Origin of the sequence: Nostoc sp. (assembly GCF_036919815.1) — a bacterium.
In the GTDB taxonomy this organism is placed as follows: domain Bacteria; phylum Cyanobacteriota; class Cyanobacteriia; order Cyanobacteriales; family Nostocaceae; genus Nostoc.
In genome coordinates this window covers 90,402-107,933 of record NZ_JBALCE010000085.1, presented here as the reverse complement: position 1 = coordinate 107,933, position 17,532 = coordinate 90,402, and the positions used below count along the sequence as shown (strand labels likewise).

At 41.9% G+C, this 17,532-nt stretch carries 14 protein-coding genes; 7 read left to right on the top strand and 7 right to left on the bottom strand.

All coding sequences use genetic code 11. The features are described from left to right. Positions 1-287 (top strand): hypothetical protein (locus tag V7K15_RS20685; protein ID WP_334908263.1); only part of this gene is annotated, 287 nt, incomplete at its 5' end. A gap of 282 nt (positions 288-569) precedes the next feature. Here V7K15_RS20685 and V7K15_RS20680 read toward each other — a convergent pair. After that, positions 570-929: a Rieske (2Fe-2S) protein gene (locus V7K15_RS20680; RefSeq protein WP_334908261.1), complete on the bottom strand. Its 360-nt coding sequence runs from the start codon at positions 927-929 to the stop codon at positions 570-572. Beyond that, a complete protein-coding gene (locus tag V7K15_RS20675) occupies positions 916-1,161 on the bottom strand; it encodes a hypothetical protein (RefSeq protein ID WP_334908259.1) in 246 nt (81 codons plus the stop codon). Before V7K15_RS20675 ends, V7K15_RS20680 begins: the two co-directional genes overlap by 14 nt. Before the next feature lie 61 nt (positions 1,162-1,222). On the opposite strand from V7K15_RS20675, the gene V7K15_RS20670 reads away from it, so the two are divergent. Next, on the top strand, positions 1,223-3,070 hold the full coding sequence (locus V7K15_RS20670) for a vWA domain-containing protein (protein ID WP_334908257.1): 1,848 nt from the start codon (positions 1,223-1,225) through the stop codon (positions 3,068-3,070). Positions 3,071-3,228: 158 nt separating this feature from the next. Here V7K15_RS20670 and V7K15_RS20665 read toward each other — a convergent pair whose 3' ends face one another. From V7K15_RS20665 to V7K15_RS20650, 4 genes are all read right to left on the bottom strand, one after another. Next, the gene (locus V7K15_RS20665) at positions 3,229-3,915 is read right to left on the bottom strand and encodes a DUF6745 domain-containing protein (protein ID WP_334908254.1); all 687 of its coding nucleotides are present in this window, start codon (positions 3,913-3,915) and stop codon (positions 3,229-3,231) included. A gap of 11 nt (positions 3,916-3,926) precedes the next feature. After that, positions 3,927-4,259 carry a hypothetical protein gene (locus tag V7K15_RS20660; RefSeq protein WP_334908251.1) on the bottom strand — a complete coding sequence of 111 codons (333 nt, stop codon included), beginning with the start codon at positions 4,257-4,259 and terminating at the stop codon, positions 3,927-3,929. A 327-nt stretch (positions 4,260-4,586) separates the two neighbouring features. After that, positions 4,587-6,668, bottom strand: a complete 2,082-nt coding sequence (locus V7K15_RS20655) for a LysR family transcriptional regulator (protein WP_334908249.1) — start codon at positions 6,666-6,668, stop codon at positions 4,587-4,589. Between the two features lie 23 nt (positions 6,669-6,691). After that, complete coding sequence (locus V7K15_RS20650; RefSeq protein WP_334908246.1) at positions 6,692-7,741, bottom strand: LLM class flavin-dependent oxidoreductase; 1,050 nt, start codon at positions 7,739-7,741, stop codon at positions 6,692-6,694. A gap of 807 nt (positions 7,742-8,548) precedes the next feature. Here V7K15_RS20650 and sfnG point away from each other — a divergent pair. From sfnG to V7K15_RS20630, 4 genes are all read left to right on the top strand, one after another. Beyond that, entirely contained in the window at positions 8,549-9,646 is a 1,098-nt protein-coding gene (gene sfnG, locus V7K15_RS20645) for a dimethylsulfone monooxygenase SfnG (protein ID WP_334908244.1), read from the top strand. Positions 9,647-9,879: 233 nt separating this feature from the next. Continuing rightward, positions 9,880-11,088: an SfnB family sulfur acquisition oxidoreductase gene (locus V7K15_RS20640; protein ID WP_334908242.1), complete on the top strand. Its 1,209-nt coding sequence runs from the start codon at positions 9,880-9,882 to the stop codon at positions 11,086-11,088. Between the two features lie 510 nt (positions 11,089-11,598). Next, positions 11,599-12,651 carry a hypothetical protein gene (locus V7K15_RS20635; protein WP_334908240.1) on the top strand — a complete coding sequence of 351 codons (1,053 nt, stop codon included), beginning with the start codon at positions 11,599-11,601 and terminating at the stop codon, positions 12,649-12,651. Between the two features lie 118 nt (positions 12,652-12,769). After that, positions 12,770-13,672 carry an Rpn family recombination-promoting nuclease/putative transposase gene (locus V7K15_RS20630; protein ID WP_334908239.1) on the top strand — a complete coding sequence of 301 codons (903 nt, stop codon included), beginning with the start codon at positions 12,770-12,772 and terminating at the stop codon, positions 13,670-13,672. A gap of 133 nt (positions 13,673-13,805) precedes the next feature. On the opposite strand, the gene V7K15_RS20625 is transcribed toward V7K15_RS20630, so the two are convergent. Then, on the bottom strand, positions 13,806-15,500 hold the full coding sequence (locus V7K15_RS20625; RefSeq protein WP_334908237.1) for an iron uptake porin: 1,695 nt from the start codon (positions 15,498-15,500) through the stop codon (positions 13,806-13,808). A 660-nt stretch (positions 15,501-16,160) separates the two neighbouring features. Here V7K15_RS20625 and V7K15_RS20620 point away from each other — a divergent pair. Further along, positions 16,161-17,345 carry an acyl-CoA dehydrogenase family protein gene (locus V7K15_RS20620; protein WP_334908235.1) on the top strand — a complete coding sequence of 395 codons (1,185 nt, stop codon included), beginning with the start codon at positions 16,161-16,163 and terminating at the stop codon, positions 17,343-17,345. Positions 17,346-17,532: the final 187 nt, after the last annotated feature.

The window sequence follows — 17,532 nt, the reverse complement described above, 5'->3', positions numbered from 1 at the left end:
TGAACCAACAGGCTTGTGTTGTGAACCAACAGGCTTGTGTTGTGAACCAACAGGCTTGTGTTGTGAACCAACAGGCTTGTGTTGTGAACCAACAGGCTTGTGTTGTGAACCAACAGACTTGTGTTGTGAACCAACAGACTTGTGTTGTGAACCAACAGACTTGTGTTGTGAACTACAGCAGGTTGCAAGTAAATGAGGTACACAATGAACAAAACCAAAATCGTGTAGATCCTCCTAAATCCCCCGATAAATTGGAGGACTTTGAGGTTTATTGCCCCCCTTTTTAAGGCTACGGTGTACACACAAGTCAAAAAAAGCTCGATTTCCATTGTTCTCTCGTTTATCTCGTTCCTATGCAGAGCATGGGAATGGCTGATTAGAGGCTCTGCATCCAGTCAGACATTGAGTCAGCAGCCCACATGAATGCATTCCCAGGCGGAGCCTGGGAACGAGGAAAGCCTCATCAAGCTAGGTTTTTAGGTTTGATCGAAACCCCAGCTAAACTCATTGGCTGGGGTTTTTATTGCTTTTTTACTCACCACTGTTGAGCTAAATTCCGAGAGAGGGTGCTATTCCTCTTGCACATCAACCCAGATACTACCTTCTTGCACACGAATCGGAAATACTGGTAGTGCCTTCGGTTGTGAAACCAAAGAGAGTAATTTACCTACACCAGGTGGCCAGGAACACCAGTCTTCTACCTCACCAGTCCGCAGGTCAAAAGCACTGTGATGGAAGGAACAAACAATTGTCCCACTTTCAGTGATTTTCCCACTTTTCAGTGGTAATTTCATGTGAGGACAGGTGTTATCTACAGCATAAAGCTGATTTTCGTGATTCAAAACCAGAATTTTCCGATTACCAACTTTCACTACTTCTCGCGCACCTGGGGAAAGTGCTTCGACTGCAAGAACTTTAGTCCAGCTCATTAGGTTCTCCTCTCCTAATATATCTGCTTTCAGTTTCCCGCAATTGTGACCAGTGCGATCGCCTTTCAGTAGTAGGAAAGCATAAAGTCAATAAATCACAAACTTTTCCCGAAACAGCGATGTCTACGATGGGCGATGCGATCGCTAGTGAGATGGCATAACTATAAAATTTGACATATAATCCTATTTTTACACTGAATAAACTTATTTCTGGGTAAACTAAGCAAAGCACTTGTTATCCAAACATCATCTGGCTTGTGGCTGATACCAGACTACTTTGAGGGATATAAAAAATGATTAATACAAGTTACGAATTTGACCAATCTATCCTCCCCGCAGGATCTTCATTAAAGACTAATATTCTGTTACGTTTTCGGGCTGACATAGCTGAATCTCCCCGACGTCACCTTAACCTTTCTCTGGTAATTGACCGTTCCGGCTCTATGGCTGGCGCTCCGTTGCATCATGCACTCAAAGCCGCTGAGTCTGTGGTAGATCAACTTGAGCCAGATGACATTCTCTCAGTGGTTGTTTACGACGATGAAGTGGACAGCGTTGTGCCACCCCAGGCTGTGACTAACAAAGCCGCACTGAAAAATTCTATCCGCAAGGTTAGAGCCGGCGGGATTACCAACTTATCGGGGGGATGGCTTAAAGGCTGTGAACATGTGAAGACGGGACTTGATCCCCAAAAAATAAACCGTGTTCTCCTGCTTACCGATGGTCACGCCAATATGGGCATTCAAGACCCGAAGATACTCACGGCGACATCGGGGCAAAAAGCTGAGGAAGGGATTATCACAACTACGTTAGGTTTTGCTCAAGGTTTCAATGAAGACCTGCTGATTGGTATGGCAAGAGCCGCCACGGGCAACTTCTACTTTATTCAAAGCATCGATGAAGCAACTGAAGTCTTTAGTATTGAGCTAGACAGTCTCAGAGCAGTAGTGGGACAGAATCTCAAGGTGACACTTGAGTTGGCTAATGGTGTCAGCCTCGTTGATACTTTAAGTCTTGCTAAAGTCAGCCAGAATGATGCTTCTCAAGCTGTCCTTACTTTGGGAGAGCTTTACGAGGGCGAAGACAAACTTCTCGGTTTAAGTTTGGTGATATCAAGCGCTGAAATTGGTGAGTTACCTGTGATGAAACTGCATTACAGTGCCGATGTTGTGCAAGATCACCTGATTCAAAGCGTGTCAGGCACAGTAGATGTCGTTGCCAAAGTTGGCACTGTTGAGGAAGCAGCTTTTGCCTCTACCAGCCAGATCACTCTGGAACTGAGTCGCCTGACGATCGCAAAGGCCAAAGAAATTGGACTGAATCTAGCTGAACATGGCAAGCATCAGGAAGCTGAACAAACCCTGCGGGCGCTGGTGAAAGATTTGCGGGATAAAGGGTTGAACGAGAATTTTGAAATTGCTGAGGAGATTGATCAGCTTGAGTATTTCGCAGGTCGGATCGCCCAAAAAGCTCTAGGTAATGCCGGACGTAAAGAGATGCGGGATCAGTCTTACCAGACGATGACGCGCAATCGCAGCGATCTGGGGGGTCGCGGTGTGACTGCTGGCGATGAAGTCTACGCGATACCGATTGTGAATGAAGTCGGTTCAGGTGTTGAATTGTACTGCGTTCGTGAAGGGGGTAAACTGCGGATCAAAGTCATGTCCAAAGGCTATGATTCAACCAAGAACATCCAATTTCCCCGCGCCATTCGTGCCGAGGGAGCTCGCTATGTTGTTGAAGGACTGGAAGTTTCAAGCGATGGGACTTTCTACCGTGTACGTGGTAATATCACCCGTTTTGCTCAACCGGGTGAAGCAGACATCTTCGTTGCCCCTAGACAATCGAATCAAACTAACACAGGCAAAGCTTCCAAAGGCCCTGCCAGTGCCGCCGATCTGATCACAACTGACAGTGTAGGGGACAGCATTTTAGTTCAGTGTGTCAAAGATGGCAGCAAGCTGCGTGCTAGGGTAGTTTCCGATGGATATGAACCAGATTGGAATATGCGTTTTCCGCGATCGGTTCGTGAGGAAGGGATGCTTTACCTCGTTGATGAAATCAAAACAGCACCTGATGGCAAGTCCTATATTGCCTGTGGTGAAATTAAGCGATTTGTGCAGCCTAACAGTACTAATTGAGTTGAAGTTATAGCAGTTTGCAGTAAGTTCGATCAACCTCTCCCGGACAGCCTCCCTCTCCGAAACGCAAAGGGAGGAGTAACGAAAAATTAAGCTTTTTACTCCCCTCTCCGAAACGGAGAGGGGTTAGGGGAGAGGTCAAACAAGATTTGTCGAACTCACGCCTCGATCGCAGGGTTATAATCATCTGGGTTATTAAAGCCTGCAATCCAGGCGGCTGCCTGATGGCAATTTCGCATATCAGGGGGAACGCGCAAGATATGAATATGTCCTGTGGATGGACAGGTAACTTTCAAAACCATCAGTGACTCGTCATCCTCAAAAGGAATGTAGACTAGTTGACGTTCTCCACCAGCATCGGGATCGCGATCGCGGATCAACCCTCCCACTTGCTGCAAAAATGTCTCGTATCCCAGACGTTCAATCAGCACGCGGCGCAACTCAACATTCTCTATATTGAGGATATCTTGCCCCGTTATCGACTGGGATTCAAAGGCAATCTTATCTGTCACCTGTACGCCTCGCCACCGCAAGACAAAACCATGCCCCGCAGATAGACTAGTAATTCCACTTCCGGCCAACTCGATCCAATAAGTGATGTGGAGTCCTTGGGGAAGGGTAATGAGGTTTACACAGTCGCTAATATCAATACTTTCACAGGTGAGATTTTCAGGTAGATTGTAAACATCTAACGCACCGCTTAAATCCAGATGACCTAAAACGTGCATCCCATCCCAGGCGCGATGCTCAAGGATCAGTTTTCGAGCAAGTTCAGCCGATACAGGCTCGTGACTTTGGTTTGGACGCTGCTTAACTGGTTTATTCGGCACACGTCCCTTTGACATGATCTTCAGCATTAGTCCATCACCTCCACGTAAGCATCAGGGCGATATTCACGTTGTTTCCAGACGCGGTAAAGCCCTTGGGGTAATTCAATCGCCCGATGTTCTTCATGAACTAAAGTCGCACTTGCTTCTTTAACCTCAAGAAAAAGGTCATTACCATCTACCCACAACTGAACAGTATTGGATTGCTGAATGCGATGGCTATGTCCTGTGATTTCACCATGAGCCAGAGTAGCACCTACACGCCTTTGAACACCGAGAGGTAAGCCAGCAATACGTCTAATTAAAACGTCGCCATGTCTGTAGAGAATACTAGCTTGGGAGTTATTGGTGTCATTAAACATCTTTTCATTATACACTACGTAGTAGTTAGGAATGTGGATTAAATAAAATGCAAAACTTCATCCTATCTCTAGCTTCCCTCTCCTTATAAAGGAGAGGGATTGAGGGTGAGGTAAGCCAGGGACATAAATAATTCGTAATTCGTAATTCGTAATTCGTAATTCGTAATTAAAGACATTTTGCCTACGGCACGCTACGCGAACAGACGGGGATTTAAACCCCGACTTAAACTGATCGGAGGCGGAGTGGGTCTTAAACCCTTTTTTTTACGATAAATTGTATGTTATTTAATTCTTATTCCTTAATATAGAAAAATTCGCTTTCCTATTTTATCTTACACTGATTGTGTGACTGCTATCTTCATCTTGTAGCGGTAGATTATATTTATCATAGAGAACTTTTATATGTCGGCTAAACTGTTCCTCTACAAAATAGCTGCTGGAAAATTCACTTGCAAAAGAAACCTGATGAAAGTGATAATCTAAATTCAGCAAATTGTAGACCAGCCTTAAGAAATAATCATCTATCCAGAAATCTACATCAAATAGTGAAATGCCATATTTTCCTTCCAACCTGCGATTTAAAGTTTTCAGTAACCAAGACCATTGAGGTTTGAGAGTAGGATCGATGCGATTACCAAATACAGGATTAAAAAACTGGTTTACTTGAGTTGTTTTTACATCAATCACTTGACTTAATAAATCTGCCGCCTTGACTGGAGATGAATTAAACCAATAGTTAGCAACTACTAAATCATGTAGATAAGCAATGACGATTTTAGGGTTTTCTTTAATGAACTGCGAACGACAAACAATTCCTCTAATTGATGGAATTCTTAAACTACCCGTCTGAGAGAGAGGCAACTTTCTGACAAAAGCATATCCTTCTAAAATTGAAGCAAAAGTCTGACAACATACGTAAGCATCTATAGTTTTATTTGCCAAACTATTACTTGCTTTCTGAGGATTTTCATTCACTAATCTGCAATGCTTACTGACATCCAGATCATGGAGTTCAAAAAGAGTAATGATGAACCGATGAGCATTTGAACCCAATAAGGTGGAAATTCGTTTCCCTTTCAGATCCTGAACAGTGTTTATCGAAGAATCTTTATGCAGAACAATATTTATATCTTGACCTAAAAGATTATACGAAGCAATCCCAATCAATTTAGAGCCAAAACTTAAATCATCGAAGAATTGACTACCATTATTCAAGAGAGAAATATCATCTAAAATACAAATATCTAGTTCTCCCCGTTTCATCTGTCGATTCATTTGTTCACCAGAGGTAAACGGTAGAATTTGTAACTCGAAATCTCGGTTAATTTCAATATTTTTTAAAATAGGCTGTTCCAATGATGAAGATGCTCTCTGTAAGTCAGAAATATACTTAGTCCCATACCCAGCAACAAACTGCCCGATGGAATCATTCTGAATACCTATCCGAAGAACATTTTCTTCTTTGGGAGAACAGCTACCTAAAATTAGATTTACATTAGGCAAACTTTCAAAGTTATTTTGATCGAGTCTAAAACTTCTCACCAAGCTCTCTGCGGATATTAATAACTCACTAAAGCGAGGAACATGAATATAAATGCCATATTCATTAATATCTTGAATAGGAAGAATTAGGACTTGATATTGATATATTATATCAGTTTGACAAAAGTCGGGTAAAATCGTTATTTTTTGATTTTCTGATGTATAGTTAAGTAAATCTTGATAATTATCTAGTACCTTTACACCACTTAATTTATTCATCAAAAATCTATTTTTAGATAGTTCAGAATGAATCTCATCTAAAAGCACAACCTCAGCTAGATCAATATCATTGATTTTAATTAAGCTATGCTCATTGAGATATTTTCTTGTCCCAAAAGAGAACAGCAGCATTTTATGAGTTGTTAATCTAGTACAATGGTGTTCTTCCTTATATCCAGAGCAACTGTTGAGCAAGAGATCCATCTCTAGAAGTTGAGAATTTGAGAAAAATATGCTATTTTCAAGTGCTATATCTTTGATATTCCTACCTGGAAAACAAAGCTGAAATCGCTGTAAATATTGTTTTAGCCAGACCTCTAAAATGAAATTAGTAGCCCCTAATATCAAATCTTCACCTTCAGCGCTAAATGTTGCTTGAAATTCTTCTCGCAGATTTTCTACAGTTTCTACTACATTAAGTGTCTGAGAAATTAATTTCTTGCCTTTATTGGTTAAGCATATAGAACCAGGAGAGCGATTTAGCAGAATTACTCCAAAATAATCCTCTATCTGCTTGACTTTTTTGCTAATTAATGCCTGACTATGCCCAAGTTTTTGTGCTGCTTTCGAGAAGCTGCCACAGTCATCTACTGCTTTTAAAATTTTGATGTGATTTAGGCTAATATCTTCGAGTTTAATCTTATTCATGCTAAGTAAGGCAAGATTTTTAATTACAACGCAATTAAGCTATTCTGCTGTGTGTATTCGGAAATCACTAGTTTATGGAAACGAATAGTGTCTTCTAACATAGATTCAAATTTGAGTACTATTAAGTCAACGCCAACGGCTTCGTATTCTTTCAGACGTTGAATAATAGTATAGCGATCGCCAACGAGTTGAGCAGATAAACCGAGATTGGCTTCAATGGTTTGACTGATATCTAATTTGTTGTGAGCAACTACGTGAGGATCAATTTGCTCTTGAAAGTACTTGATCTGCTGCTGATCGGCAGAACGATAAATCGCTTCTAATCTGGCTTGGGCTACGGCGGTATTTTCATCAACGATCGCAAACGCACTCATTGCTACTTTAATCTGACGCCCGTAGCGATCGCTAGCCAATTTTTTCGCTTTCTGCACCAGTGCTGCCGTTTTTTCTGGTTCATCAGCATTGATAAATAAATAATCTCCCTGACGAGCCGCTAAGTCAATCGCCCGGTCTGATTCACCAGCAATGAAAATGGGTGGTATTGGTGTAGGCTTATCTGCGAGAATACCACCTGCGATCGTGTAATACTTGCCAACATAATTAAAGGCTTCAACTGTCCACAGCCCCTTGATTACATCAATGTACTCTTCTAATCGCGCGTAGCGATCGCTATGGGGTAGCCAAATATCTCCATAGCTTTCTACTTCTAATTTCCACCAACCTGCAATCCCACTCAGAGCAAATCTACCATTACTGAGTTGATTTTGAATGTTTGCACTCAGCTTGGCAACGACCGCAGGCAGTTTAAAACCAGGTTGTACAGCCGCAACAATCTTGATATTTTTGGTGTTTAAACTTGCTAAAGCTGCTGTAATCCAAGCATCAGCAACATTATAGTTAGGCCCATGAACTGCATTCAAGTAATGTTCAGGAATGTAATAGAAATGATAACCTAGCTCGTCTGCTTGAACTGCCAGCTTTACTAAATCTTGAATTGATAAATTAGCCTCATGGTTGACAACCCGCAACCATCCACCACACACCGGCGACCAAATTCCAAACTGAAGTGGCATAAATCTTTTTCCTGTACCTTTTTTACGATATTTGAACTAAAATACGGTATTAATATCTCTTTACCGTAGTTTAGTAGTTCACAGTACCACATTTATTTCTGCTGTATATAGTTTCAGATGACACATGAAAAGCAGTTTAGTATCACAAAATGGAATAATAGTGATACTTTGTCCTGACAATTCAGGTCATGTGGAAAAGCTAACGATTGACCTAACGCCCTTCCCGTGTCGGGAAGGGGGAAAATTCAAAGTCTCTCTCCTACAAGGGGAGAGATTTAGAGAGAGGTTTTCCAGATAAGAGTGAAAAGTCAGTTTCAAGGTGGGTAAAATTTTTGGATAATAATTCCTCTTTTCTCTGTGTTCTCTGCGCCTCTGTGGTTCAATAAATAACTTTTAAACCGCAGAGGCACGGAGAACGCAGAGATTTTATCATTGACCTTGAAAGGGCTAGTCCTAAAAATAATTAAATATTCACTCAGCAAAATTGGGCTGTATTCCAAAATGGAATATGGAAATGGAATTTAAGTATATCGAGTCACGACATCGGAAAAATTGCCGTGATAAAGTCTGATTCATTAATAACTACGGTAGCACGGTCAAGATATGGTATATTGCCACTATCACATCCTGAGATTGTCTACTTGTAAACTCAGAGTAGTTTCCAGCCGCTTTCAAGATTTCGATTTTGACTAAGATTTTGCCATATCAAATTTTAGCTAATTTGTTAGTGATCAAAAATTAGGTTTTGTTGGATTACAAGCAAACTTAGACAAATAACCAAGCAGTTTCAATTACAAACGCACAATTATGGTAGATATTAAGTTCGCATACTGGATTCCCAACGTTAGCGGAGGGTTAGTAGTAAGCAAAATCCCCCAACGCACAGATTGGACTTACGAATACAATGCTCAACTAGCTCAAACAGCTGAAGAAGTTGGGTTTGAATATGCTCTAGCACAAGCCAGATTTATCGCTAGTTATGGCGCTGAATACCAGCTAGAGGCGCTTACAACCGTATCAGCCTTAGCTCCAGTCACCAAGAAATTGAAGCTAATTGCAGCAGTTCACCCTGGATTGTGGCATCCGGGAGTAGTTGCTAAAATCGGTGCCAGCATTGATTTTCTGTCAAACGGTCGGTTTGCACTAAATGTAGTTAGCGGCTGGTTCAAAGATGAATTCACGATCTATGGTGAACCCTGGTTAGACCATGACGAACGCTATCGTCGTTCCGAAGAATTTATCCGTGTTCTCAAAGGTTTGTGGACAGAGGAGGAGTTTCACTTTAAGGGCGACTTTTATCGCATCAATGGTGGTTGGGTGAAGCCCAAACCAATTAATCAGAATCCACACCCGGAGATATTCCAAGGTGGTAACTCGAAAGCAGCCCGGCGCATGGCTGGCCGCGTCTCTGATTGGTATTTTATGAATGGCAACACTATAGAAGGTGTGCGAGAGCAGATTGAAGAAGTGTCTGCATTAGCTCGTCAAGAAGGACGCAAAATTAAGTTTGGTCTGAATTCCTTTATCATCGTGCGAGATACGGAAGCAGAAGCCCATGAAGTATTGCGCGATATTATTGCCCAAGCAGATGTCGAAGCCGTGAAAGGATTTGGCGAAGCAGTGAAACAGGCGGGATCTTCGACTCGTGAACGTGAGGGAATGTGGGCAAATTCCAATTTTGAAGACTTGGTGCAGTATAACGATGGCTTCCGGTCAGGCTTGATTGGTACGGCTGAACAAGTAGCTGAGAAGATTCGCCAGTTCCATGAAGTGGGAGTTGATTTAATTCTTGGCGGCTTCTTACACTACACAGATGATTTGCCAGCATTTGGTAAGACGGTAATTCCAATTGTGCGCGAACTAGAAGCTAATCGTCGTCAGGCTAATGAGTTAGTTGTGGTGTAGCAGATTCTTGACAGTTAACGACTTCTGCAAGTAGTTGTGTAATTTATCCGGGCTTTATTTGGGAAGTCGTTCAATAGTTAAGCCCATTCCGACAAAAAATTGCTCATTCAAAGAATCTTACTCAGATTCAATCTGTGTATTGGCATATTGCAATCAGCCCTACAAATCACCACTAGCCAATGTATTTAGATCATTGTCTGGTTAAATACTGATCACAATCAAGGAGTTATATTATGACATCAGTAATTAATACTGAACAGAAGGCGCATATCATTCAGGATGACAAAGAAGCGATCGCGATCGCTCACGAACTAGCAGCTGAGTTTGCCAAAGGAGACTCAGAACGCGACCAAAATCGGCGTCTACCTGCTGAGGAAGTAGAAAAGTTCTCCCAGAGTGGATTGTGGGGAATTACAGTCCCCAAAGAGTATGGCGGGGCTTTTGTATCAAGTGCTACCTTGGCAGAAGTCATAAAAATCATCTCCGAAGCTGACTCTAGCCTCGGTCAGATTCCCCAAAACCACCTCTACATGGTGGAAGCAGTTCGCTTGGATGGTACAGATGAGCAGAAGAAGTTCTTCTTTGATTTGGCTCTACAAGGTAAGCGCTTTGGTAACGCCTTCTCGGAAATTGGCACTAAGTCTGTTACTGATGTCCAAACAAAGTTAGAACCATCTGGATCTGATTACGTACTCAACGGACGCAAATACTACTCTGCTGGGGCATTACTGGCACATTGGGTTCCTGTCATTGCCAGTAATCCAGATGGTAAAACAGTGGTCGCATTTGTCGAACGGGATGCCCCAGGATTGACCCTACTTGATGATTGGACGAGCTTCGGACAGCGCACCACTGCTAGCGGCACTACCATTATTGAAAATGTGAAAGTGAAGGCAGAACACGTCATTCCGCACTACTTAGCCTTTGAGAGGGCAACACCAATGGGTGCGATCGCGCAAATCATCCAAGCCGCCGTAGACGTGGGAATTGCCAAAGCCGCAGTTCGTGACACCATCTACTTTGTCCGCAACCATACCCGCCCTTGGGTTGACAGCAATTTAGAAAAGGGATACGAAGATCCCTTGACGCTCTATAACTTAGGCAATGTCCAAATTCAGGTTCACGCTGCTGAAGCATTGTTGCGACGTGCGGGTGAGTTTCTCGACATCGCCAACGAGTCAGGTTTAGAAGAACCCAAGGTAGTTGAAGCATCAATCGCAGTTGCGGAAGCCAAAGCCTTAGCCACCGAAGCAGCATTACTAGCTACCAACAAGTTGTTTGAACTAGCAGGTACTAAGTCCACATTAGAGCAATTCAACTACAATCGCCACTGGCGAAATGCCCGCGCTCACACACTCCACGATCCCGTCCGTTGGAAATACTACGCTGTTGGTAACTACTTCCTCAATGGTGTCTACCCCCCACGCCATCCTTGGCTGTAATTGCTGCATTCTCTATTGGGGTCAATCAATTTTGAATTTTGGACTTTCCTGCGGAACGCTACGCGTAGCTTGCTTCCCCGGAGGGGTACGGCTACGCTCAGTCCTTTCCTGCGGGACGCTCCGCGTAGCTTGCTTCCACAAAGTGGTACGACAAAGCTCAGGAACCATCGAACGATTTTGGATTTTAGATTGACCCCATGCATTAATGCAGTTGCTCTGAATAAAGAATTGTAGATTTTGGATTTATTCCACAAATAAATTTGCTTGCTTTCAGACCTTTTTAAATTTTGCATTTAAGATTCAAAATTTAAAATTCGGTGAAGCTTTCAGAGGTAATCAGGACTTACGCAAACAATAACCGAAACCCTTATTTTCTTCTTAGGGGCAATACCCTGCGGTCAGGTAAAGCTACATGTATTGCCCCTACTTCGTATACTTTTGCGTAAGTCCTAGTAATATTTACCAGAATGCTTTGCCCCTGATAAATCCAATATTATTTAAGTTGATACTATGAGCGTTGCAAACCCAACTCAGAGTCGGAGTATTTGGAAAAGCCAGCCATTTAAGGGACTGCTTTTTATAGCTGTAATTGCTGTGATTAGTTATATTTTTGAACTCATCTTTGGCCAAATTATTCAGCTGAATGTGGGAACAAAGTTGACTTACATCACTATATGCTTCGTCTGGTGGTGGCATCTAGGTTTTTCCCTCAATGGCTATCCAGGTTCTCGCTTTTCCTCTACCCGATTTGGACGAGAAACAGTGAATTTAGTAGTGCTATTGACGCTGGTTTACATAACTGGAGAAGCTTGGAAATTTATCTCTGCAAAAGAAATTCTCACTGATACATCTGTTGGGTTGTGGGGACAAATAGCAATTATTACAGCTGCCGCCAGTTTATTCTTCTTTGACAACACGATTGTCACCACCGAGAAAGTACGCGAATGGCATCCAGTAAGCGGCTTGATCAATATCTTTTTTGCCGTTTTCTTTATTGCCCCTGCACTTACCTTTTTACCACAAATGTGGGGGCTTCAACCTTTTTACATTCCTTGGTATTGGTATCCTTGTTCGACAGTATTCGGCAGTTTCTTTGAACGTTGGCCTTTGAACAAATTGGAACTAGGAATGCCACGTTTGGGTTTACTGCATACAGGTATTGTTTTATTACTTACTCTGATTACAGAATTGTTCCTCAAACAGCTAGGAATGGATTTGTTTACCACAACCACAGGCCCAACTTTTGCTGCAATTTGGACAACAGTTGGTTTAGGCTTGCTGTGGCAATTTAATATGTGGCCTTTCACACAGCTATCACAGCCTATAAAAGGTATCGTTGCATCTGTTGCTAGTTTAATAATTTCGGTCTTGTTTTACCTGCTGACAGTATCCCTGGTAGGTCAAGAAAATATTATCCAAGGGCTTTACTGGTGGTTCAATATCCTTTGGGTTCAAGTATTCTTGATGGCTCCAGGATTATACGACGGAATTAGCCTTTGGCAAGATGTACCGCCACTAGTTGAAGAACAGCAATCTCTGAGCTTGAATCGTGAAGAGCGTTAATAGTTGTGATGTTGCTGTCTCTATTTCAGCGTCTACACACAACAATATAATAGCGATGTCGGGGAATATGTGATTAAATGTACCGCAGGTTGAATAAATAAATTAAATAGAATCCTTCATGCGCCGAGATTCAATATTCTACAAGCTTTTTCAACAATCCCCCACTTTGCTATTTGAACTATTGACAAATCCTCCAAAAAATGCACAAAATTACCGTTTTGATTCGGTAGCTGTCAAAGAACCCAAGTTTGAAATTGACGGGGTATTTCTACCGCCAGAAAGCGCAGGTGCAGGAATAGTATATTTCTGCGAGGTGCAGTTCCAAAAGGATGAACAACTTTATGAACGGGTCTTTGCAGAATCCTCATTATATTTCTACCGCAACCGTGTTAGATTTAGCGATTGGCAGGCGGTGATAATTTATCCATCACGTAGTATTGAACAAAGCGATATTCATCCCCATCGGGGATTGCTTAACAGCGCACAAATGCATCGAGTGTATTTGAATGAGTTGGGAGATATTCGTCAATTACCTTTATGGGTAGCGCTGATGGTGTTGACTACAGTTGAGTCAGAACAAGCACCGCAGGAAGCAAGGTATTTATTAGAAAGAACCAGTCAAGAAGTGCCTGAAGGGGCAAGTCGCGCCATAATAGAGATAATCACGACAATTATGGTGTACAAGTTTGAAAATTTAAGTCGAGCTGAGGCGGAGTCTATGCTAGGAATAACACTCAAAGAAACCAGAGTTTACCGAGAAATCAAGGAAGAAGGACGAGAGGAAGGACGAGAGGAAGGACGAGAAGAAGGACGAGAGGAAGGACGAGACGAAGGACGACGGGAAGAGGCTGCTAACCTTATTATCCGATTGTTGACTAAGCGGTTTGGAGAATTGTCTGGGGAAATGCGATCGCCACTTTTTGATTTACCTTTACCTGTTCTCGAAGATTTGAGCGAAGCACTGTTAGATTTTACCAGTTTAGCTGATTTACCGACTTGGTTAGAAGCAGTTGGGAATTAAATTTATAGCGATTTGTAGCGATTTGTAGCGATCGCTATCCTCTGAAAGTTGATATATGCGGTGTGACTAGATCAATTCCGCAACGCCAAAATTTTGAGGCTGCCGAATTGATCTTCATAACGTTACTGAATATCTAAAAGGTGAAGGTTGTTCTCACAGTGCCAATTACCGCATCCTGATTATCATCGTTTTGACCAGGAGCCGTTATCCAAATTACGCCAGGGGTAATGGCAATGTTATCTGTGAGCCGATACTTGTAAAAGCCTTCAATATGTAAGGATAAATCATTTGCAGGTGCAGGATTACCACCCCGATAAGGTTCTGCACCCACAAGAATACCACCAAGATTACCTTGTTTACCTAAATCTGGGAATGCCAACCCCAGAGCATAGTACCAAATATCTGCACTGCCACTACCTGCCAGATTTTTGGCGTTCGTGTAGCCAAAGAACCCATTGATTGCAACTTTCGGACTGAATTTGTAAAAAGCTTCTGCTCCATAAGAGTTTGTAATTACTTGATCAAAAGGTGTATTGGCCTGTGCAGTTCCAACGATCGCTCCACCACTACCAATATCAAATATCGCTCCCCGATTTTGGTAGGCATTTACATAAGTTAAACCAATGCCAGAGTTATTGTTGGGGTTCCATGCTAGTTGGGCGATCGCGCCATATTGACCATTAAATAAACCGCTACCTGATTCAGCGCTGGCATGATCTCCTGCTAAATAACCCAAGCTCAATACTACTTTGTCACTGAATTTGTAATTGATTCCTGCACCAGCACCACCACCAATTCTATAGATAGGGCTGGATGAAGCAAATTCTGTCAGAGCGCGACCGGCTCCTGTGGCACTATCCAAATAGGGACTGAGAGTGGGAATGAAATCAAAAAATACTCCATTTACTGCTCCTACATAAGCGTCTATTTTGTCTCCAATTGGGAAGTAATAAGCGAGCCAATCGAGAAAATCATTGTTGTTGGCTGGAGAGAGATTAAAAGTTTGAAGTCCTTCTCCTGTAGCATTTGGCAGCTTCAAAGTAGTAGCATTACCGCCAGTCAAACGGACGTAGAGAGTATCTTTACCTGTAAAACTACTTATGAATTTCAGGCGAACTCTATCTTGAAAAACTGTGTTGCTACCATTAACTGAGCCACTGAAAGCATCTGTGACGGCAAAGACGGCTTCTCCTACTAGTTTGGTTGTTGTTGAAAACTGATTGGCTTCTAGTTCCGCAGTTTGAGCTTCTAAATTATCAACTCGACCTCGTAGAGTTGCTAGTTCAGCGCTAAATTCTGCTTGCAGTCTTTGTAAGGTAGTTAAGTCTTCTTTGGTAACTAAGTCTGATGTAGCTGTTGCAATTAGCTCATTTATCCGAGATAAACAAGCATTTAAGCCTGCTGCAAATTCATAGCGAGTCATGGCGCGGTTTCCCCGATAAGTACTGTTTGGATAGCCCGCAATGCATCCATAACGCTCAACTAAAGACTGGAGTGCGCCAAATGCCCAATCACTTGGCTGTACATCGGAAAACTGAGATACAGATGTTACTTGAGACATACTGTTTGTCTGTTGGAAACTTCCATCACTATTGATTGCAGGAATTTTAGGCGTTTGTGCAATGGTTGTTTCCGAAGAATTGTCCTTGAAAGGTGGAGTTTGGTTGAGACGTAGGGTGAGCTTGGTGAGTCCAGTTGATATATTTGTTTGAGTCCCATTCCCAACCACTAAATTCCTCTCTTCAGCATAAGCTGATGTGCTGGCTAGCAAAGTAGCACCCAAAATCATTGATTCCATGAATAAATTATGAAATGAACGATTGAACATTTCTATCACTCCCCTCACATTTTTGGTTTAAAAAATTTAGTGAAAGCCATCAGACATTTCAGTGATTTGTCAAGCTAAAAATTTATGACTAGCCCTGAAAAATGTTGAATTACTTTAACACTCGAAAGGTTTCACTAATATCACTAGACATCCAGATATATCAGTGATTCTCTGGCGTTTTCATCTGCATATTTAAGTGTAGAAAAGACTTTTAATTCACAAAAGTAAAATCCCTGCACAAGCTGCTCTATTTGCTAAAAAAATGTCTCTCTATCTGTCAAAACAAACATTGCAGTTTTACAGAATAATCTGAATTTATCGCCAATAATTTATAAAATAGTATAAATTTATCAACTTAACGTAGATTATTGCATTCAAGTTAACAATATTGCATATATATTCTTAAAAAACAAGTAGATGAGAGAATTTATTCTCAAAAGTTGTTTTTTGCTTGACTCTCAATTAACTATTTTTTGAGATTGTACTCACAACCCATAACTTTAGCAAAATTCTTTTCATTTAAACTTGCCTTATTAGTTAGATTGTGCAATGATATATTTTTAGTACGGTAATTTTATCGAAATACTGTATATTTAAAGTTTTGCCAGCTAAATTTATAGTTGCTCCTCACAATCGGGTTAACAGGAGAAGTTGCAAGGGATGCAATTAATCGAAACTAAAGAGTGTCAAAATTATCTTGATATAACTAAGTCTTTAGCAAATGAATTTGCCGAGACTGCTGTGGTACGGGATGCAAAAGGGGGAACACCAAAGCATGAACGCGATCGCTTACGCCAAAGCAACTTGCTGAAACTGATCGTACCCAGAGAGTACGGTGGTTTGGAGCAAAGCTGGATTACTGTTCTGCAAATTACCCGCGAGTTTGCCAAAGTTGATAGCTCCATTGCTCACGTCTTTTCTTATCACCATTTAGGTGTAGTTATTCCTCATATCTTTGGTTCAACAGAGCAGAAACAGCGATATTACTCAGAAACTATTCACAACAATTGGTTTTGGTGCAATGCCCTTAACCCTTTGGATAAAAGAACTACTCTGACAGCAGAAAATAATTATTTCCGTCTCAACGGGATTAAAAGCTTTTGCTCTGGCTCTCAAGACTCGGATATATTACCAATCACTGCCACTCATCAAGAAACTGGTGAATTGAGTATTGTAGTAATTCCCACCCAACGGCAAGGCGTTACTGTTCATGATGATTGGGATAATATAGGGCAACGTCAAACAGACAGTGGTAGTGTTACTTTTGAGAATGTGTTGGTGTCTCCTGACGAAATTCTTAGTAGTAGAGACAAACCCAATCAACCCTTCAGCACTATTCGCGCCTGCTTAACTCAATTGAATCTTGCTAATATTTACCTGGGAATTGCACAAGGAGCATTTGAAGCTGCTAAAACATATACTAAAACCAGTACAAAACCTTGGCTGACATCAGGTGTAGAGAGTGCAACCCAAGATCCTTATATCCTCCAGCATTATGGCAAAATATGGGTTGATCTTCAGGCAGTGAAAAGCTTGACTGACCAAGCAGGAGAATTACTACAAGCGGCTTGGGGAAAAGAATGGTCACTCACCGCCGAACAACGTGGGGAATGTGCGCTTTGCATTGCTACTGCCAAAGTTGCAGCAACTAGAGTCGGTTTAGACATTACCAACCGCATCTTTGAAGTTATGGGCGCACGCGCTACCAGTGCAAAATATGGCTTTGACCGCTACTGGCGCAATCTCCGCACGTTCACTCTCCACGATCCGGTCGATTACAAAATTCAAGACATCGGTAACTGGGCATTAAATGATAAATTACCAAAACCTGATTTTTATTCATAGTCAGGACTTACGCAAACAATAAGGGACTTCCAAGAAATAAATTATCCAATCTTGTGGGGTGGACAGCGTTCGACTGAGCGCTCACGCCGAAGTCTTGTCTGCCCTTCTCTATGTGCGGGCGAGATGCCCACCCCACAAGAAGTAGTTGAGTATTTTTTTATTTGGAAGTCCCTAACCGAAACCCTTA